The sequence below is a fragment of the Pedobacter sp. JCM 36344 genome, assembly GCF_046546555.1.
Taxonomy (GTDB): Bacteria; Bacteroidota; Bacteroidia; order Sphingobacteriales; family Sphingobacteriaceae; genus Pedobacter.
In genome coordinates, this window is the sequence record NZ_JBKHKK010000007.1 from 191,343 (window position 1) to 212,298 (window position 20,956).

The 20,956-nt window shown below is 35.2% G+C and carries 18 protein-coding genes and 1 pseudogene; 15 read left to right on the plus strand and 4 right to left on the minus strand.

Features of this window, described 5'->3' with window-relative positions:
• Window positions 1–47: 47 nt before the first annotated feature.
• Both ACHFIZ_RS09065 and ACHFIZ_RS09070 read left to right on the plus strand, forming a co-directional pair.
• Window positions 48–599, plus strand: a complete 552-nt coding sequence (locus ACHFIZ_RS09065) for a hypothetical protein (protein WP_410885005.1) — start codon at window positions 48–50, stop codon at window positions 597–599.
• Between the two features lie 42 nt (window positions 600–641).
• Entirely contained in the window at window positions 642–953 is a 312-nt protein-coding gene (locus ACHFIZ_RS09070) for a transposase (protein WP_410885007.1), read from the plus strand.
• Here ACHFIZ_RS09070 and ACHFIZ_RS09075 read toward each other — a convergent pair.
• Window positions 950–1,150 carry a hypothetical protein gene (locus ACHFIZ_RS09075; protein ID WP_410885046.1) on the minus strand — a complete coding sequence of 67 codons (201 nt, stop codon included), beginning with the start codon at window positions 1,148–1,150 and terminating at the stop codon, window positions 950–952. The two genes, ACHFIZ_RS09070 and ACHFIZ_RS09075, sit on opposite strands and share 4 nt — an antisense overlap.
• On the opposite strand from ACHFIZ_RS09075, the gene ACHFIZ_RS09080 reads away from it, so the two are divergent.
• From ACHFIZ_RS09080 to ACHFIZ_RS09115, 8 genes are all read left to right on the plus strand, one after another.
• A complete protein-coding gene (locus tag ACHFIZ_RS09080; protein WP_410885044.1) occupies window positions 1,118–1,849 on the plus strand; it encodes an IS3 family transposase in 732 nt (243 codons plus the stop codon). The two genes, ACHFIZ_RS09075 and ACHFIZ_RS09080, sit on opposite strands and share 33 nt — an antisense overlap.
• 552 nt (window positions 1,850–2,401) lie before the next feature.
• Complete coding sequence (locus ACHFIZ_RS09085; protein ID WP_410885009.1) at window positions 2,402–2,893, plus strand: hypothetical protein; 492 nt, start codon at window positions 2,402–2,404, stop codon at window positions 2,891–2,893.
• A gap of 306 nt (window positions 2,894–3,199) precedes the next feature.
• Window positions 3,200–4,012, plus strand: a complete 813-nt coding sequence (locus ACHFIZ_RS09090) for a hypothetical protein (protein ID WP_410885011.1) — start codon at window positions 3,200–3,202, stop codon at window positions 4,010–4,012.
• Window positions 4,013–4,195: 183 nt separating this feature from the next.
• Window positions 4,196–5,344 carry a hypothetical protein gene (locus ACHFIZ_RS09095; protein WP_410885013.1) on the plus strand — a complete coding sequence of 383 codons (1,149 nt, stop codon included), beginning with the start codon at window positions 4,196–4,198 and terminating at the stop codon, window positions 5,342–5,344.
• Window positions 5,345–6,383: 1,039 nt separating this feature from the next.
• Window positions 6,384–8,855: a hypothetical protein gene (locus ACHFIZ_RS09100; RefSeq protein ID WP_410885015.1), complete on the plus strand. Its 2,472-nt coding sequence runs from the start codon at window positions 6,384–6,386 to the stop codon at window positions 8,853–8,855.
• A gap of 711 nt (window positions 8,856–9,566) precedes the next feature.
• A complete protein-coding gene (locus ACHFIZ_RS09105; RefSeq protein ID WP_410885017.1) occupies window positions 9,567–12,665 on the plus strand; it encodes a type ISP restriction/modification enzyme in 3,099 nt (1,032 codons plus the stop codon).
• Window positions 12,666–12,729: 64 nt separating this feature from the next.
• Window positions 12,730–13,068: an ASCH domain-containing protein gene (locus ACHFIZ_RS09110; RefSeq protein ID WP_410885019.1), complete on the plus strand. Its 339-nt coding sequence runs from the start codon at window positions 12,730–12,732 to the stop codon at window positions 13,066–13,068.
• A gap of 258 nt (window positions 13,069–13,326) precedes the next feature.
• Window positions 13,327–13,656, plus strand: coding sequence for a JAB domain-containing protein (locus ACHFIZ_RS09115; RefSeq protein WP_410885021.1), 330 nt, complete (start codon window positions 13,327–13,329; stop codon window positions 13,654–13,656).
• 73 nt (window positions 13,657–13,729) lie between these two features.
• Here the strand turns inward: ACHFIZ_RS09115 and ACHFIZ_RS09120 are convergent, their stop codons facing one another.
• Genes ACHFIZ_RS09120 through ACHFIZ_RS09130 form a run of 3 tightly spaced genes read right to left on the minus strand, consistent with a single transcriptional unit; the run spans window position 13,730 to window position 16,974 of the window.
• A complete protein-coding gene (locus ACHFIZ_RS09120; protein ID WP_410885022.1) occupies window positions 13,730–14,743 on the minus strand; it encodes a site-specific integrase in 1,014 nt (337 codons plus the stop codon).
• Complete coding sequence (locus ACHFIZ_RS09125) at window positions 14,730–15,710, minus strand: tyrosine-type recombinase/integrase (RefSeq protein ID WP_410885024.1); 981 nt, start codon at window positions 15,708–15,710, stop codon at window positions 14,730–14,732. Before ACHFIZ_RS09125 ends, ACHFIZ_RS09120 begins: the two co-directional genes overlap by 14 nt.
• Complete coding sequence (locus ACHFIZ_RS09130) at window positions 15,703–16,974, minus strand: site-specific integrase (RefSeq protein ID WP_410885025.1); 1,272 nt, start codon at window positions 16,972–16,974, stop codon at window positions 15,703–15,705. Before ACHFIZ_RS09130 ends, ACHFIZ_RS09125 begins: the two co-directional genes overlap by 8 nt.
• Before the next feature lie 163 nt (window positions 16,975–17,137).
• Between ACHFIZ_RS09130 and ACHFIZ_RS09135 the strand changes: the two are divergent.
• From ACHFIZ_RS09135 to ACHFIZ_RS09155, 5 genes and pseudogenes are all read left to right on the plus strand, one after another.
• A pseudogene (locus ACHFIZ_RS09135) lies at window positions 17,138–17,290 on the plus strand (JAB domain-containing protein); the annotation flags it as partial.
• An 85-nt stretch (window positions 17,291–17,375) separates the two neighbouring features.
• Complete coding sequence (locus ACHFIZ_RS09140) at window positions 17,376–18,632, plus strand: DUF6161 domain-containing protein (RefSeq protein WP_410885027.1); 1,257 nt, start codon at window positions 17,376–17,378, stop codon at window positions 18,630–18,632.
• 265 nt (window positions 18,633–18,897) lie between these two features.
• Window positions 18,898–19,767: a hypothetical protein gene (locus ACHFIZ_RS09145; protein ID WP_410885029.1), complete on the plus strand. Its 870-nt coding sequence runs from the start codon at window positions 18,898–18,900 to the stop codon at window positions 19,765–19,767.
• Between the two features lie 105 nt (window positions 19,768–19,872).
• The gene (locus ACHFIZ_RS09150) at window positions 19,873–20,253 is read left to right on the plus strand and encodes a hypothetical protein (RefSeq protein WP_410885030.1); all 381 of its coding nucleotides are present in this window, start codon (window positions 19,873–19,875) and stop codon (window positions 20,251–20,253) included.
• Window positions 20,254–20,618: 365 nt separating this feature from the next.
• A partial coding sequence (locus ACHFIZ_RS09155; RefSeq protein ID WP_410885032.1) for a hypothetical protein occupies window positions 20,619–20,956 on the plus strand: 338 nt, incomplete at its 3' end.

The window sequence follows — 20,956 nt, forward strand, 5'->3', positions numbered from 1 at the left end:
AGAAGCAAAGGGAAATAACTCAATTCCAAACTAACAACCTTAACACTATGTCATCCATTGCCAAGATAAAACTGAAACCAGACTTAGAGAAAATCGCTAATTATCTAAATCCATTTCAAATGAAACGAGCGCTAGAGGCAGGTTATGTGACAGTTGAACCTGTTTTTGATCAAGAAGATGGAGATAGATATCAGAAAAAACTCGAAGCAGTCTTTACTAAGCACGGATTAAGCGAATTAAAAGACGAGTTGTTAGTTGTAATATTTGTGGGAGATGAAAATTTAAATGAAGCTCTTCATTGGGACAGAGAAACCTATGATGGCATTAATACAGCTATTGAAGTCTCCAACTTCCTTCTTGCAATTAAACAGGCGGAGAGTAACCACTCCATACAAATTGGAATAAAGGAGAATTCAGGAACAGCAAACAGACCTAGCAATAAGAATTACTTCATTACAGATCAAGTCATATCTAAATGGATGGGTCAATTAATAATTGATGCAGTCGAAAGTGGGAAATACCCAGATTTTGAATTTGGAGAGATTTTTAGGGATTCAATAGCTGGATTAAATCTTATGGGGTATTTTAGCCCCCAATAAGTTCGGAGTGTTATTTTAAATTTCAAATAATACATTTGAAACATGAAGTACAAGAAATGGAGTCTGGCAGACAAGCTGGAAATCCTTGCTAAATCAGAGGAATTGGGAATTGTGGAGGCTTGCCGTAAATACAGTGTCAGCACCGGCACTTTTTACAGTTGGAAAAAGAAGCATGAGACTAAAGGCGAAGCAGGCCTGAAGGTCACATACGATGACCGTAGCAAAGAGCTGAAGCAAGCTGAGGAAGAGAACAGGATACTGCGCAAGCTTTTGAGCAACAAGGAGATCGAACTGGAAGTCCAGCGTGAGCTCCTAAAAAAAAAGTTTGGGACATCCGATCCAAGAAAGATCTAGTGGACAGGGTTCATCAACGTTACAGGATCAGCAAATCGAAGATAATCAGCATGGTAGGGATGGTTCACAGCAGTTATTAACGTACACCCAGTTTGGGAATAAAGGGCAACAGGCCCAGTGAGTTCACTTACAACCGAACGAAGGGATGGCTCAGTCAAAAAGGTGTGGCTGATTCCGTAAAGGCTTTTCTGAGCCATGAATTTATAGACTGTGGATACCGTCTGATGACCGCCTACTTACAGAAAGACGGCTATGAGATCAATCATAAGAAGCTTTACAGGATCATGCGGGAAGAGGGTCTGCTGAAGCTGGAAAACCGTATAAGCAGAAGTGGCTCGGGACGCAAGTTTGTGAAATTCAGGAAAGTAGTGACCTGCAGACCTTTCCAATGTCTGGAGATGGACATAAAGATGGTCTGGATCCCGAACGCCGGCAAGAACGCGTATCTGCTTTCTATAATAGATGTGCACACACGAAGGATACTGAAAGATTATTTTTCTTTTAGCATCAAGCAAACAAAAATAATTGCCTTTCTCTCCAGTATGTTTTCAGATTACCAGCACCCGGAAAGTGTTGTGATAAGAAGTGACAACGGAAGCCAGTTCATCGCTAAAAGTGTCCGTGGGTATCTTGGGATGATTGGAGTCGAACAAGAGTTCACACATGTGGCCACACCGGAGGAAAATGCTCATATCGAGGCTTATCATGGCATACTGAAAAAAGAACTGTTTGAAAGAGTGGACTACAGAACCTTTGGAGAAATCGAGCAGATACTGAAAAGATATGTGCTGTTCTACAACAATGAAAGGCTACATGGGCTGTTGGGACGGATCACTCCAATGGAGAAATGGAACCAGGATAAACACACAATTTTAATGAGAAAACTAACCGCTTAATTAATCCTTGAAATTTAAAAGAATACTCTTGTTTTATAGGGGTCAAAACAGTCTAAAACAGGTAACCTAATCCAAAATTACTACTAGTACCTTATTTTAAGGGGGGATTCAAAATTTTGGATTCTAAGCACTGATAATCTCAGTGCTTTTTTTTTGCAGTCGGCCCTATGAAAAGAAGAGTTGACATCGAAAAAAAATTATAGTAAAAAAATTTACAAGTGTGTTTTAAACCCACCCCCACTAGGGAACCCAAACCCCTCACTATGATCTGGGAAAAGTGATTGTCTCCCTTACTTTTTATTAGGGGCAACTTCCAGTGAAATTCTCGTGTGACATTTTTACAAGCGGTGAGTTCTCCAGAGCTATAAATCAAGTCTCTTCAAATTCCTTAGGTTATTAGCTTATTAAATCAATTACTTATAAGACTATAGCCTGAGCTATAAACCGCCCCTTTTTAGAATCCTATAAAAACATAGCCACACCTAAAAAATGTGGCTTTTTTGGCTTTATTAACCTGTAAATCAACGATTATTCACTCATAAATTAATCAAAATGAAAACAAAAGCAACAGAAAAAGTAAAGACTAAACTCGTTTTAGTTAACACTGAAATTCAACAAACCAATGACGCCGTAGAAAAGGCTTACACAGAAATTACTAAAGCAGCAAGTGACTTATTAAAGAAATTTGAACTCGCTAAGTACCGAACACATCTGTCTGTGGAGCATTTTAAAGATCCGCAAAACACTAATCTTGTGAGGGAGTTCATTAGTTTCTTCTGGAATATTACTCTCTCTAACAGCAAGGAAGGAAAGTCTTATATCTTCATTTCGATAGATGAAAGTGGGTTAGTGAAATTTGGAAGTGGGTTAACAAATCTATTATTGAGAAGTGCTTTTCAGATTACTAATGGAAATGATATTGAATACTCAATGAGGGTTAATTATATGCCTATGGATATTCATAACTTCTTTTATAAAAGAATAGTTGAAGGTGAAACCGATTTTGTGTCAATATTTCTCGAGGATCATCTTACGAAAAGTTAGTATCTGAGATTGCTTTTATCAGAAAGCGAACTATATTTACTCCAAACAAAGAGTGATATAGAATAGAAACAAATTTTTAAAATATAAGCGTTAGCTATCTTTCTTGTAATCGGAAAACCTGAGAACTTTTCAAAAATGCAACAAGAACAGTATAGACCTAATGCCCATGCGCTATAAGCGTAGGGCTTTAGTCTGTCTGTTGCATTGAGCTTCTCAGGGCTCTCCGGTTTCAGATTTGGCTTCTAGTCCTGCGCTTATTGTGTTTAATAAAAACCAATTTGGACTGATTGGTACCTAAATTAACATATGATTCAGCTCAAATCTCAAATCTATCAATGTGAACAATGCAAAAAGGATAATGATATCGAATACAATAAAGGACGTGAAATTGTTAACGGTACAATGTGCCAAACAAGAGAGTGTTATTACTGTAAGCACAAATATATTTATCATGATAACTGTCTTTTTTCTATTCCAGGCATAGGAGATCATAAACCGTCTATTAGCTCAGTAGAATCTGAAGACGACTCTTTTAAAAGCAAAAGTGTAGAATCACATAAACCCTCGAGTAGCTCACCAGAATTGGAAAGTAAGTCCATAACAAATACAAGTCGAATAGATAATACCTCAAGAAATTCATCAAAACCTGAAGGCGACTCTTTTACTAGTACGATTCTTCAATACATTGGTATCGGAATAGTCTTGGTTGGGCTTTTAGGGGGGGCTATTAGTTATCTTAACAAAGCCAGAATTGTTGAAACTGTAATGCCAGTAGCGGAGGTTGCTAGTCCTCAATACACTCCTCCGATCCAAACAGTGCAGCCTCTAAAGAAAGTAGATTGCAATTTCGAAGGATCTAGAGACAAAGCATTAGCAAAATTAAAGAGTTTAAATCTCTCGTTCGTAGATGATCAATATTCACCGGACGAGTCTAATGTTGATTGCAGCATAAAGTTTCATTTTTATGTTAAAAGAGTCGCTTATGATTTAGAAGGCAACAGTTACTTAGAAGACAAACTTTATGATTTACAACTCACTTATAAAAAGATCGGAAGAAATTTCGAATTCATCGATGGAAAGTTGTTTGTAAATTCCACACAATATCAATCGTTGAATTGATAATGGGCAAGCTCGCTTTTAGTAGATAGGAAAGATTTCCCATGCCCATCAGTATGACTGCGTGAATACTTAACAGAACTTACCTATCACATTAAACTGAGCAGGAACACCTTACATTAAATTGCTAATCTCAATAACATATTTTAAGCAAGTTATATCTTACCTTTAAAGAAATAAAAAATTATGAAAACTAAATTAACCTTAGCAACATGCTTCATGTTGTTGGTCTCAATGGCAAGCTTACACGCGCAAGAACAGATTAAATTGTACTATGATCAAAACGGGAAAGGCCTTGATGAGAAAAAAAAAGCATTCTACTATAGAATCGTAAGTTTTGACGCGGAAGATCGTCCAGTCGGAATTGTAGAAGATTATTTTAAGTCAGGGAAAATTCAAGGAAAGGGCGAAGCGATTTACATTGATAAATTAGATGATTCAAAAAGTCTTTGGAAGAATAATCAAAAAATATACAACGAGAAGGGAGTACTTTTAAGAGATAACAACTATGATCAGGAAGGAAAACCACATGGGATACTGACCGCTTATGATGATAAGGGAATCAAGCGAACAGAAGAGGAATACAATCATGGTAATCCATCTAAAGATCATTATGTCGTTTATGATAAGGGTGAAGCTATAAAATATTCATATTTAACTAGGCTACCAATGAAACTTGCAACCTCAGGAAAAAAAATAGTGCCTATTACAGAACGTAAAACGATGTACGAGGATGGGGTACCAATTCAATATTACTTCTTCGATGGCATTTCTGTAGCCGTTAAGTTTACCTCAGAAAATGCTTATGGAAATTACTACGCTGCATACATCACTATTGAGAACGGAACAGACAAGGAGTTTAATTTAGATCCAAAAGATTTCAGTGCCGTTCTTAGCAACAAGGGACAAGTTGAAGAAGTTCAAATACTGACCTATGACTACTATATTAAGAAAGTTAACAGACGTCAAGCTTGGAGCGCAGCATTTAACGCATTCGCACAAACTCAAGCCGCCAACCAGGCAGGATACTCTGCATCTTCTAGCACAGCAGTAGCTGTAAATAATTCAGGGGGTGCCGCGATAGGTGCTTCTGCAACGCAATCCTATAATGGCTCAGCTCAATACGCAGCTAATCAAAACGCTACAAATAATATAAATCAATATGGAAATCAGCAGTATAATATCCGAAAATCTATAACTCAAGGCTACCTTAAAATAAATACTGTTTTCCCAAGCACTAGAATCATTGGATACGTAAATATCAAATATCAAAAAGCGGATGGCCTGATACTTAACATTCCTATAAATGGTAAAGTTTACCAGTTTGGTGTATAATGCATCCTAAATTACTCCCCTCTCTCCTTTGGTGCTTACAAGAAGAAAGGGGAGTTTTAGTCTTTATTAGGTGGTCGAATAACGTCTTGTGCTTACCTTAAGAGGTCACTGCTGTCAATTCGAACTATCAACATGCCTGTGAGTTTTGGACAAAGCAAGACTCAGGAAAATAGGTACTACACCGCTCCTATGAAGTTCATTTAATATGCCAGATATGCTTCGTTCATCTAGGATAAGTTTATCCTGGATTCACTTACTTTAAATCAATATCTGTCATGCTAAATGATTTCTTCAAAGTCCCGATTACGTGATAGCTTCTCTCTCAGTCATACTTAAAATCGCTTCCCTCAATAAACTTTAACTGATCCAGCTCTCCTTCTTTATGTGCTCACCTAGCGATCGGTTCAGACTGCGACTGCGTCTTGTGTTTGCAACATAGTGCAAATCACACTACATGTTTCCTTTTGCACATCTGACCCTCAATTCGCTAGCGAGGTGAGCAAAATAAACTGGACTATCTATGATTTCTTAGATTCAAAGTACAAGCAATAGGTTGTAAACGCCTGAAAACTTCAATATTGTTAATTAATATTAACTGGAAGTCTAGTTTAAAATTCATATTGATATCTAGAGAGTCATGTGCATCTATTTCTATCAAATTTGAAATCAGCTTACAACTAGCAGTTTGCGACCAGTTTCACTGTCCTTCATATAGGATAGTTACATAATTAAATCAAACCATATCCAAATTATAATAGCTTCTCCTAAAAAAGTTCGCATTCCAATTTTCGGATATATGATATTAAGCGAATGACATATATTTTTGTTAATTCCTATTTTCGTAATTACTACTACGGAGAAAATTAAATTCAAGTAAAATTGCTATTTTGCATAGCTAAAAACTCCTGCTTATTTACTTATTGGACGAGAAAATTTAATTTTTAAAAAATTTAGTGGTCTTCAGAATAGTTCTTTGCCTGTTTTTAGCTCCATTGGTAAAATTTAATACAGATAAAAAAGGAAGATAGAAATACTTATTATGACAGAAATAGATATTTTAACAAAGCTTAATGAAGATATTAAAAATGTTAGCCTAAATGAGGCAGATACTAGATTTCAAATTATCGACACTTTACTGGTCGACATCTTAAAATGGCCAAAAACAACTATAACAACAGAGAAATATATTAACGGAAATCGTGCAGATTATGTTTTAAAAGATAAAAATGAAAGGCCTTTACTAATTATAGAGAGTAAAAAAAATGGGGTTTATTTTGAATTGCCTAAAAGTGCGAACAACAAAGAATTACATCAAAAAATAATTATAGAAAAACTATTAACAGATGTAAATATTAAGGATGCGATTTTACAAGTAAAAGAATATGCGGAAGACTTGTTATGTAATTACGCAGCTATTTGTAATGGAAAGGTCTGGATTATTTTTCGTATCCATTCAAATCTTAAACCTTGGAAAAAATTACCCGCTTACATAATAAAGGATTTAACTTACTTCGAAAAAAACTATACGACAGCCCTGAACTTACTAGGATATGAAGCTGTAATTTCCTGTGACTCCTTGAACGCTAATGTTGGAGTAACAAAGAAAACATACTCTGAAATCTTTTACCCTAAAAATAATATTACAGCGTATAATACTCCAGTTAACAGTAATAATTATGCGGGGACATTAAAAACAATCTCTTTAAAATTTTTAGGACCAATATCCGAATCTGATAAAAGTTTTATGGAGAGTTGCTACGTTACAAATAAAGGACTGCATGACTCGCTTCAAAAGGATATGCAAGGTTTTTTACATGATTCTCTAACACCCTATTTTAAAAATCTAGGATTTAGAGATTTTACTGATGATAAAACTGGTGGGGCATTCGGATATCGGATAGCTGAAATAATCAAAAAGGAAAAGCTTAATAATGTGATGATCTTATTTGGAGGTAGGGGCGCAGGCAAGTCAACATTTATCAAAAGATTCCTCTACCATACACAACCAATAGAAATTACAATGCATTCGCAAGTGGGCCTAATTACACTTTTATATTCGGCGCAAACGAAAGAACAGCTTAGTGATGAAATATGGCAAAAGCTTTTAGAAAGCATTGACACAGGTAATCTTAGAAATGGATCACGTGACGAAATTTTGGAACTATTTAGCAAAGAGTTTCAAATTTTTAAAAAGCAAATTCTAGCCGACCTTCAAGAAACTGATGGTGATTATCAGAGATTGATTAGAGACTTTGTTTCGGCAAATCTCAAGGATACGAAACTCCTTTGTGAGAAAATTAGTTTAAAATGGAAGGATAAAAATAAAGCATTAGTAATTTTCATAGATAATATGGATCAATTACCGCCAGATTTACAAGATGTATGCTTTTTAACAGCTGGTGAAATTTCTGATAAATTAAGTTGCCTGGCAATAGTTTCTATGCGTGAAGAGCGTTATGCTGAAGCAAATTCACGAGGTGTTTTAGATGCTTATCAAAGTCCGGGATTTCATCTTTCTTCACCAGTAATTACTGAAGTTATAATAAAGAGAATAGATTATATACTTGAGAAACTTAGTTATACAGTTGACATTGATTCAGAATTTGGAATAAAGGATACAAGAGAACTAAATACTTTAGTGGCTTTCCTAAACATCTGTAGAAATCAACTTACCCGAAAGACTTCACCGTTAAGTTACTTCTTAAGGTATGCAACTCATGGTGACGTTAGACAGGCTTTAGAATTTTTTAAAGGTTTTTTAACATCTGGTTACACTAATATTAATGAGATGGCACCCCATCCGGATTGGGTGTTTCAGGTACATCAAGTAATAAAACCAATGATGATTCCAAGTCGTTTTTTTTATGATGAGCGAAATAGTAAAATACCTAATCTTTATCAACTTAGAAATGATACAGATAGTTCACATTTTACAGGTTTGAGAATTATGAATTATCTTCATAATAAAGCCGGGGATAAAGGTTCAAATGGATTTATAGACGTTAAATTCGTTATTCATAATTTTGATATAAGATATGACTCGAAAGACGATTGCATTGCTCATTTGGACTTATATTTAGAAAAGGGACTAATTGAAGCAAATAACAGATTAGAAAAGTTTTCGGAAGAAGTCAATCAAATAAAAATAACGGCATTAGGAAATTACATTTATGAATATTTGGCTTTTAATTTTGCTTATATAGATCTCATAAGCTTAGATTCAGGAGTCTTTGATGAAAGTCTATACAATGGATTTGTAAAATCAGCAGGCAAGGAATTGAGATGCTATTATGATAGAGATTTTATGTCAAGAATAAAACTGCGGATAGATCGAGTTCGAGATTTCATAGATTATCTTATTAAAGTTGAAAATCAAGAATTTCTTGATTTGGGTCTTGATTCTTCAGAGCTGAGTTTTTCCGGTAAACTCCGAGACTTAATAGAAACCCAAATTACTAAAGTTTTAAATAGTGCTGACAACAAAGAGAAAATAGAAGAAGAATACAATTAGCATAAATAGTTCTATTATTTCAAAATTAATAAGCTTATAAACCATCTGTAAATCAATTCTCATTAAAAGATTTGTAGATTTTATTTTGTTCAAATAGCTTATTGAAAACTCAGATCTTATTTTTAACTTCTTATCGATCAGTTAAGTAAATAAAGACACTTATTACTCAAGCCTTTTTGCTTCTTTTTATACTACTACTTAAACTTCAATTGGAAGTAGCCCTGCGGGCGGCCCTCATAAGGAATGAAGGATAAGCATCTACTCGAACTTTCATCAAATTATACTGTGTTATATGCGATCTCAATTAATTATTAGGTGAAGTTCATCGAACTTTTAATTAAAGGGAGATGACTCCCCAATATTTCTTCTCTCTTCTCTTTAAACATTAACGACAATCACCTCCTTCGTTTTTCCGAGGGCCAACTTCTGATGTCGCACGACTAATATCCAAAAAGTGAATGATACCCCTTAAATAAAGGACTTACTACGTTTTTTGGATACTATGTTACACATAGGGAATGAATCGCAAAAGCGGATAAACTTTTATTTCAGCAATACGTACTCCAATTGGCTATTTGCCCGAAAACAGATTGGAGTTTTTTCGTAATATTGGAAATGACTATACAGACGTATCTCGAAATAATAAACAAAAGATTTAAAACAGGAATTTCTAGAGAACACACTTATAGAGGAGACCTTCAAACACTTCTAATGACTTTATTACCTGAGATATTGGTAACAAATGAGCCAGCGAGAGTAAATTGCGGTGCACCAGATTATGTGTTGACAAAGAAAGATATTCCTGTCGGTTATATAGAAGCGAAAGATATTGGCGTCGATCTTAATAGTAAAACCCTTAAAGAACAATTTGATCGCTACCGTTCAGGATTAAGCAATCTTATATTTACTGATTACCTTGATTTCCACTTTTATAAGGATGGAATATTTATAACCAGTGTTGCTATTGCAAAAATAGAGCATGGAAACGTAATCCCACTTATAAGTAACTTTACCACATTCCAAGGGTTAATCAAAAACTTTGCATTAACAGTATCGCAAACTATAAAAAGCCCTACTAAGCTTGCAGAAATGATGGCAGGAAAAGCTAAGCTGATGGCTGATGTTATTGAGAAATCATTAAATTATGATGATGAAGCAGAAAAGAAATCAGCGTTAAAATCACAAATGCTTTCATTTAAACAAATGTTGATTCATGATATTACAAATTCTGCTTTTGCAGATATCTATTCGCAGACGATCGCTTATGGAATGTTTGCGGCAAGATATCATGATCCAACGTTATCTACATTCAGTAGACAGGAAGCGTCTGAATTAATACCAAAAAGTAATCCGTTTTTAAGAAAGCTGTTTCATGAAGTTGCTGGGCCAGATTTGGATGATCGATTAGTTTGGATTGTTGATGAACTTGTTAGCATTTTTTTGGCAACGGATGTTGCTGTAATTATGAAAGATTTTGGTAAAAGTACCAAACAGGAAGATCCAGTTGTTCACTTCTATGAAACTTTTTTAGCAAATTATAACCCAGCATTGCGCAAGGCTCGGGGCGTTTGGTACACTCCGCAACCTGTGGTTAGTTTTATTGTGAGGGCTGTTGATGATATTCTTAAAACCGAGTTTAGCCTTCCACAAGGGTTAGCAGATACTAGTAAGATAAAAATTAAATTAAAAACAGTCACCAAAGCAACGTCTGACCAACGTTCTAAACTCAAGCAAGTTGAGGTAGAGCATGAAGTCCACAAAGTACAGATTTTAGATCCCGCAACAGGTACAGGCACATTTTTATCTGAAGTAGTAAAACATATATATAAAAAGTTTGAAGGACAGCAAGGTATTTGGAGCAATTATGTAAATCAACATTTAATACCAAGGTTAAATGGGTTTGAGCTCTTAATGGCTAGTTACGCAATGGCACATTTAAAAATGGATATGTTATTAACCGAAACTGGATATAAAGCAACAACGGAGCAACGTTTTAGAATATTCTTAACCAACTCTTTAGAAGAAGCTCACCCAGATACAGGAACCCTATTTAGTTCTTGGCTAAGTGATGAAGCTGACCAAGCAAACGCCATTAAACGTGATACACCTGTTATGGTAGTAATGGGGAATCCTCCTTATAGTGGCGAGAGTGATAATAAAAGTAAGTGGATCATGAACCTGATGGAAGACTATAAAAAAGAACCAGGAGGTAAAGAGAAATTAAGAGAAAGGAATTCTAAATTTATTAATGATGACTATGTGAAATTTTTAAGATTTGGGCAACACTTTATTGATAAAAATGGTAGCGGAGTCCTAGCATTCATCAATCCTCATGGATTTTTAGATAATCCAACGTTTAGAGGAATGAGATGGAATTTGTTAAAAAGTTTTAATAGCATATATACCATTGATTTGCATGGCAATAGTAAAAAAAAAGAAATTTCTCCAGACGGATCGCCAGATGTTAATGTCTTTGATATTATGCAAGGTGTTTCAATTAATATTCTGATTAAGACAGGTAGCAAAATAAAGGATGATTTAGCTACAGTTAAACATTTCGATCTTTTCGGCAAACGTGAATCTAAATATTCTTTCTTGTCAAACAATTCTTTAAAATCGATTCCATTCACTGAATTTAAACCTACGGGTAACTTTTATCTTTTTAAAAAAACGGACGAAACCCTCTTGAGAAAATATAATAGTGGAATCAATCCTCTTTATTTATTTAGGGTTAACGTGATGGGCTTTCAAACACATAGAGATGATTTTGCGATTGATTTCGATTCTAAAGCTATTCGAAAACGTGCATTAGACCTCAAAAGATTTGACATAACTAATGAGGAAATATTTGAGAAATATAATTTGAAAGATAATAGAGACTGGAACTTAGTTAAGGCGAGAAAAGATATTCAAGCAGATTCAGAATGGGAAAGTAAAATTATAAATTGTGGCTATAGGCCATTTGATAATAGACCTTGTTATTTTAGTTACGTAATGATGGATTATCCGAGAAAAGAACTTATCCAAAATGTTTTAAATAAGGAAAATATTCTCCTAGGTATTGGTAGACAAGGTATGGCAGTAGGGAACATTGAATGGTGCCTTACTACAGTGACGAAATATCCCACAGATGCAAATATATTCAGAAGAGGGGGAATAAATTTATTTCCGCTATACCTTTACCCAGAACAAATAAACCAACCAACTTTAGATGGAGTAAAACCAAATCGGGTTCCGAATCTTAATATGGACATTGTTGATAAGATTGCGATAAGCTCCGGATATCATTTTCAGTCAGAAGAAGCTTCAATTGATGAAAAAGTCAAGAACATGCAGTTTTGTCCAATAGACATTTTAGATTATATCTATGCAGTACTGCACAGCCCAGCGTATCGGAAGGAATACAAAGAATTTTTAAAAACAGATTTTCCACGCATACCTTATCCGACTATCAAAACATTTTTCCCTTTGGTAAATTTGGGTAAAAAACTACGGGAATTCCATTTGATGGAAAGTGAAGAAACGGAAAAATATATTACTCAATATCCAGAAGATGGAAATAATGAAGTTGTCAAATCTTATTATAATGACGGCAAAGTTTTCATAAATGAAACACAGTATTTTGATAACGTGCCGGAAGTTGCTTGGAATTTTTATATAGGCGGTTATCAACCAGCTCAAAAGTGGCTGAAAGATCGTAAGGGAAGAGTTTTAGAGTTTGATGATATTTTGCATTATCAAAAAATAATAGTCGCTTTGAACAGGACAAATGAATTAATGATTGAAATCGATAAAGTAATTGGGATTTGAGGTAATTTTAAATTGTTGATAGAAAAACTAGAAGATTGGAAAAATTAGGATTGGCTATATAGATATGGAGATAACAAGAGCAATAAGCGTAAGACAACCATACGCAGAGCTGATAATGTTAGGCGTAAAAACAGAAGAATTTAGAAGCATCGTCACTAACATCCGTGAACGAGTTTACATTTATGCATCTAATACCTTAGCAGATGACGATAGCAGTTTAAAGCGTACAAAAAAGACCGCCTCAGAACTACCACGTGGTTTTTTAATAGGTACCATTGAAATAGTAGATTGTTCTGGATCGAAAGAAAGAGGGTTTATTTGGAAATTACAAAATCCTATTAGATTGGAAACTCCTATAAAACCGGCAAAAAAGCCACAGCCTGTTTGGTTTAAACCATTCTGAATGGGCTCTTATGCGACAATAGAGCAATGTTCTGCTAAGTAATATTATGGGCTTTCTTTCATCAGAGTTGATTAGATTGTGCAAGACTAAAGTTATAAGATATTTTAATCACTATACGAAGTTAAGCTTCTTCCCTCATCACGCATCAAGAAATTCCGGCATAAACGCTCCATCCCATTTTATAGCCCATTTATTCCGTTGCTTCTTGGCTTAGATTCCTCTAAAGCTTGTCAGAGTACCATAATTAATATAAACCTTATGGTACAGAAACAAACATCATTTACAGTTGCAGAAGTTCAACTAGTTTACAAATCGAAGTGTGACATTACGCTCAGGCCTAGAATTACCAGATCCAGTGATTGCTACGACATCTTACTTGACTCTTGGAATCAAGATACCATCGAACTTTGTGAAGAATTCAAGATCCTACTACTAAATAGAGCTAACAAAGTGCTTGCTATATCAACCTTATCACAAGGAGGCACAGCAGGCACTGTAGTTGATCCAAAATTATTGTTTACTACTGCTTTGAAGATGAAAGCATCATCGCTTATACTGGCTCATTATGCAAAGCAATTAGTTATGTAAAGTGACGAACAGTAATGCGGCTTTAGTTGGGTGTTACTGCATAATTTAAGTTATATCACTTTACATAATAATCTCAAAATCTTTTGAGCCAACTGATCAAATTTTCATCCTTCAACCACATTGCTTCTTCATCGGGATTAACATCGACATATGCTTTCTCTAAGGCATTACGCTTCTGTTTTGAGTCCGCCCGTGCATATATTTCCGTTGTTACAACTGATACATGACCGAGAATATCCCGGATATAAACCAAGTTTACACCCGCCTGGAGAAGATGCATAGCCTTAGAATGTCGAAGGGAATGAGGGCTGATATCGTCCGGTATCAGTAATGGATTTCCAGCTCTTGCACTACTGGCATACTTTTCAAGTATATATCTGATCCCTGCACGGGTTAGCTTTTCCTTTTTACTATTAAAGAATAATGGATAATAATTGGCAAATGGCTCATTTAGCCTGTTTTCTTTCATGTACCGTTGTAGATGTTCGGTTTGAGCATCCAACATGGGAACCAATCTTGCTTTGTTTCCTTTTCCAATGATCTTAACCGTTGCTGGCTTATTGAGCCTTAGTGATAATGGCGTCAGGTCTATAATTTCCTGTACCCTGGAACCGGTATCATACATCAATGAGAGTAAAGACAGATTCCGTCTGCCCCGCTGAGTTGAGGTATCAGGTTGCTGCAATAATAGTTTTATACCATCAATTGATAAGTAACTCATGGTTTCTTTTTTTGCAGCCTTAAATTGAATGGATAAAATTTTTTGGCATTCATGAAGGTGCTCCAAACTCTCATGTTGTAAGTAGGAATAGAAAGAATGAATCGCAGCCAGACGAGCATTTCTTGTTGATGTGCTGCACTTTCTCTCTTTCTGAAGCCAATCTAGAAATTCCAGAACGGTTTCCTTTTTTATTGCACTTAACGTAAGCTTATCTATTTTTAACTTCTTAACTTCCTGAATATACTTTAAGAGCAGAACAAATGTGTCTCTATATGCTGCTATCGTATTAGCACTGGCCCCTTTCTCATTTGGTAAATATCTGGAAATGTAATCTGATATATATTTAGAAAAATCAGTTGGCTTCATAGTTTCGGTATTTAGGGAATACATTAAGACAGACCATATCAACATCCCTTATTAGATCGGGAAACATACTTGCGGTTAAACGAACATAGTGGTTCGTTGCCCCAATAGATTGATGTCCAAGATAATTTGAGAGGATAGGAAGTGAAACATATAGGTCAATACCAGATTCCGCCATAGTGGCAAGTGCGGTAACCGCAAATGTATGCCTAAGATCATGCATGCGCGGGCTTTCAGTTGTACCATGTAGAATTCCTGCCAGATCCAAACACTTTTTAAACCACCTGTTTACACCCTGACCACATTTCATTCCATTGGCTTTTATAAAGAAGTACTCGGAGTTCTTTTGAACAACAGGAAGTCTGTCTCTGTGCCATCTATATTCTTTGCAGACTGACGAAAGGGATGCTGAAATAGGGATAATACGTTCTTTACCATTTTTACTGTCCCTGACAAGAAGGTAATTGTCCTCAAGATTTACATCTTCGTTTTTTAGGGCTACAGCTTCTCCAATTCTTAGTCCAGTACTATACAGCAATCTCAATAGCAAAGGCATACAAAAAAGGCAGCTATGGTTATGCGTTATTTTTAACCTGAGTCCATCGCAAGCAGCGAATATCGCATCTATCTGCTCTTTTGAGTACACATAAGGAATAAAGGTATGATGAGGAATTGGGGGCAGTTTCGGAACATAAGATTCAATCCCCAGATCTCGAATATAAGAGGATAGCTGTAAGAGAAAGCCTATTCTGTTATAGCGGTTAAAGTCGCTTTCATTAGGCTTTTTATCGGCCCATTTATCGGCAAAGTCTTTGGTTATACCTGCAGAAGTATCACCTCTTTCTATAGCAAAAAGATCAATCTTGTTAAGATAAAATATACCAGAGGAATATTTAAAGCCCAGTTTCTGTTTAAGTTGAATGAACTGCTTTATGTGAGATGCATAAATGCTGTGAAATACCTTATCCATAAAAAACACCTCCATTCTGATCATAGAAACCCGCTGCAACCGTTGGTACATCAACCATGCATTGCTTCATTGACTTTAGGTCAATCCGCAGGTAATACCTTGTAGATTCGGTGCTCTTATGCCCGAAGATTTCAGAGATCACTGGAAGGATCGTGCTTTCCTCCAGCATTCTAAACGCAAGGCTATGGCGTAACGAATGGGGGCCAAATCTTCTGCTATTTATGTCTATGCCTGCTTTTAGAAACGCCCTTTGTACAACATGGGTAACAACATTGCTCGTAAAAAAAGATGTGTATGGGGCTCGGGCTGTTAAGAAAATAAAGGTTTCTTCTGACAATGGCCTGCTATATTTAAGATAATCGATCAACGCATTTCCTACGTCAGGTAAAATCGGTAAAATCAGTTCGTTGCCAGTTTTATATTGATGTATTTTTATCGTTGAGGTCTGCCAATGCAGATTTTCAAACTTTAACCTACATATATCAGAAGCCCTAAGCCCCAGTCTGGCTGCCAAAAGTATAATCGCATAATTACGTTTTCCAATCGCTGAAAACCTCTCAGCTGATGTAATTAGCCGCTCTATTTCTTCTTTGGTATAAGTAGATGGGAGTTTGGCCTGGGTTACCGATTTATATCTGGGGATTCCCTTAGCGTAGTCTTTTTCAAGGATTTTTTGTTCAAATAAGTACTTTGTAAACCCTCTGATAGTCATTAGCGTATTTTGAACCCCGGTTTTATATTGGGTATCTAATTGATTTACAAAACACAAGAGAACAGGCAGATCTAGTTCTTCAATATTTGTAATTCCCTGTTTTGTACAATATTCATGGAGCTTTAAAAGGTTTCGTTTATGACAACTTAAGCTAATAGTATGCAGACGCATTACTGTTCTTTTGTACTCGATATAGTTGTTAATAATTTTACCAATTGACCCTTCAAAGACGATCTGCTTTAGTTTTGGGCGAACTAGTAGTCTAACTTTACCCTTGGTCACAAAGTCTAATAGCATCTTTATGCCGTTGTATAACCGTGTTTCTCGGTTATTAAGCTCTTTTTTTGAGCGCCCATTAAAATGATACTGAAAAAGTTCCTTTTCGACATCAGAGCAATAATGCTGGTAGCCTCTTGAATCCATAAAGAATCGGATTCGGCGCCAAATCTTCTGGTATTCTTCAATAGCATGAGGTGAAAAGAAAAGTGTAGATCCAAGATACTCTGCTACTTCACTGGTTAGGAAATTGAAATCCTTAAATCGTTCGTTCATATACAATTAGTTTTGATGAATAATTGCAATGGTAATCAAACAATATTATGTAAAGTGATTCGTTGAAATTACCCTAATTATCAATCAATTACCTAAGCCGCTTTACATAAATATATGCACAACATAATGGCAGTTATGGAAAGCTTTACATAAAGCACATAATCACCCGAGTGGTGAACTAAAACCTAGTGAACAAGATATCAAAATCACTAGAAATTTAGTTGAATGTGGCAAGATCCTAGATCTAATTATACTAGACCACCTGATCATTAGTCCAAATGGTTACTACAGTTTCGGTGACGAAGGCTTGATATAAATTAATAGCTTGGGCTAATTACCCAGGCTTATATAATTCTTTTCCTATTTTTAAAGTATCTTACTCTATCAACGCTTAAAACAGAATGACTAGTAACGAACTGAAAAAAAAGGTGGCAAAAGCAGCGAACCTCGCTTGGCATACTGATGTGGAGGAAACCTTTAATTTTCCTTATGTAAATTTTGTTCTAACGCTTAAAGGCGTTAGTTCAATTTACGAATTTGTTACTCAACAAATTAATGGCTGGCAAAAAATAGAAGATCCGCTACCCGATGAGCTATCTTTAAGCAAGGCATATTTTGAAAACATCAAGAATCATATAATAAATTTTGTGGATGGTTATTCTCAAACATCTGACATCAATCTGCAACACTACTGGTCGTCTGTTAGTGTCGAAATAAATAGTGTTCATAACTTTCCGGTACCTTATCATATTCCAGAAACTAAATTCTTAATTTCATTATATAACAAATCATCCAACTACTATTTAGGGGCGTACAATGTTCTTGTTGCATCAAACTTCAGTATTAACAGTAAAGATTTATTTTTCGGAGCCATACTTGGATATGAGTTTAAATTAAAGGATGCTACAGAACTTACTAATAGAAGAAAAGCTGAACAAAAAGGTCTTACTAACTTAAAGACAGATTTTCAGGCTTACATGGGCTCTAATGAATCTACCCTAGTTAATCATTTAAACGATGCTAACGAATTATACAAACAATATGCTGAACAAATTGATGAGTTTAAAAAGGAGAAAGAGGGTTTGTTCAGTGAATGGTTTGAAACTACTAAAACAAATGAATGGCAAAAATGGTACGATGAGAAGATTGCAAAATTAGAAAAGCTTGAAGAGACCTACGAAACGAAATTAAAGCTTGAAAAGCCTGCAAAATATTGGCAAATTAAATCGGCAACTTATTATAAGCAAGGACAAGATGCAAAAACGATTTTAATTCGCACGATTGGTGCCACTGCAACGTTTTTGGCATTGATACTAATTATATCCCCTAAATGGATTTTCATGAACGTCTTCAACGGGAATTCTACAGCGATTGTTAGGTGGTCGATAGTTTTTATTACATTGGTTACTTTGATTGCATATGCGATTAAAGCTTTAACTAAATATATGTTTAGTTCTTTTCATCTTGCCCGAGATGCTGAAGAAAGGCACACCCTTACCTTCTTCTATCTCGCGTTGTTAAAAGATACTCAAGTAAATGATGACGATAGAAAGCTTATTCTTCAGTCTTTGTTCAGTAGGGTCGAAACCGGATTATTAAAGGATGACTCATCACCGACGATGCCTAATGACGCCATAAGCAAAATAATAGGAAGGTAGTCCCTTTTGGTCAATCGCTTTATTGAAAACAATTTCTAGACTTATGCATCAAGTTGCCCCTAGTAAAAGAACAGGAATGAGTGGTTTGAATTGCTCTCTTCTTTTACTAGGGGTGATACGTTATAAATATCCAAAAATTAATACTTCCCCTTAAATGAAGGATTACAATCAACTTTTGGATATTTAAATAGGATTTTAGCAACGTTTTATAGGCTATCAATTTCAAAATATTTTATCTTAGCTTGACACAGAGCCCCAACTGGATATGAACACTATAATAGAGTTTCTAGATGCCTACTTGACACGAACTAAAAGAACAAGCATCGATCCTGTTGAAGCGAATGCACTTTTAGAAAGACAAGGGCTTTTGAAGGATAGTAAAGATAGACCAGGGAAACCCCTTCGAGACTTATTACGAGCAGGAAAAATCCCGCATGCTTACCAAGCCGGTGGTAAAGGCGCAAAATGGACGATTCCTCTCTCAAAGAAAGAAGAATGTAACCATTCAGCTGATCTTCATTTCGAGCAACAGAAATTTATTAAAGTTCATTCTATTACAGCTAAACGAAGTGAAACTAAAATTGATACTACAGAATTAATAGAACAACTTAAAAGTGCACGTCTGAAATACAAACCTGAAGAGGTAAAGTATCTACTTATTGCAGAGGCACCACCGGATAGTTTGGACCGATTTTTCTATTATGAAGATGTTAGTCGGCATGACTATTTATTTTTAGGAGTAATTGAAGCTCTTTATCCAAGTCTTAAGGAAAGGTATTTAAATAGCAGAAGAAGTAAAGATATAAAGGGTTTAATATTAAAGAAGCTAAAAGAAGACGGTTTCTACCTGCTTGACCTGTCCGAATTGCCGCTTCGACTTTTAAAAGGTGATTTGAAATCACAACTACCTCACTTACTCGACAACATTAGGCTAGTTGCAGACAGCAATACACAAATCATTTTAATTAAAGCGAATGTATTCGACCAAGCATTTGATTTTTTAAATCTTAAGTTTGAGAATATAATTGACCAGCGAATAACGTTTCCTGGGCAAGGCGGGCAAATAAAATTTAAAGAACAGTTCACAGAAGCCCTTAAAAAAGCTTGTTATCCGCTTAGTCCAATTAAACGATGAACTTTATATAATGATCAACAAGAACTTCGTTAAATATCCAAAATCAAAACTCTCCCTGAGATATAGAAATGATAAGTTACATGTGATTTATTTTAACATTAATCTATGAATAAGTACAAAGAGGACTTAAAGCAGTTATTAACCGATTCAGGCGTCATAAATCATGGTAAGTCAGTTCTTAAATCTTTATTCTCTCAATTACTACTAGCTATTATTCTCGCTGGAATTTTATTTGTGTTAATATTTATACCTTTTAAGTTCAATTTATTTCAGAATGTAAAGATATGGCATATCCCATGTTTTATATTTTTTTCAATTGTTGTTGTTAGATTAATAACTTCTAAAAAACGAAGCACCAATTTAAAAGAGAAAACTGAACAACTACAAATTAATAGTACAAATAAAGTTAATAAGGATGACGTAATAAATCAACTGATGGATGATTTAGATAGTATGAAAACTTCAAAAAAGCCTAATAAGGTCTGATTCGAGGTCTATCTAGAACCGATATTGGATTAAATTTGCAAGTAATTGTATCCTTATCTTTCCTAGGGGCATCTTTCAAAAATATCCAGAAAGTGAAACTCCTCTTAAATATAAAAGAGTGAAAAATTTTTGGATATAATCAATGGAGGAGTACTTCACCTAGCTAAGGCAATTTCAATAGCGCCATACCCCAAAATAATTGGAAAATCAATATCAAAGCACTTTAATAATTGATGATTATGGTTAATTTAGCTAACTCACTTGAAGCCGTAAATGATAGGTTATACTAGTAAGTTTTATTTCTAAGTATTGTGGTTATTACCAGCGTTTGCCCAGCTTAAGTACTTATTTTAACAAGAAATTTTATGGAGTTATCAAAAACTGAGCATACGATTACTCTGGCCCGAGAGATCATCGATGACATTGAGTTATCTAGGCTTGACTGTAAAGCAGTTTTGTTAAAGGGAACACGATTATCTCGTTACGTCGACGATGAAGATGTTAGAAAGTGGCTAAGGTTCGAGATGCAAGGCTATAATTCAAAAGACGACACATCTATTAAATATATGACTAAGACAGGGCGTTGGAGCGACAAAGAAAAAAAGGAAGGTTACTGGATCCCACTTGCTCAAATTGAAGCGTCCTGCGAAGCTCTGAAACAAAAATTATCGTTAATAAGAATTCCTGATACTAGTGGTGATCG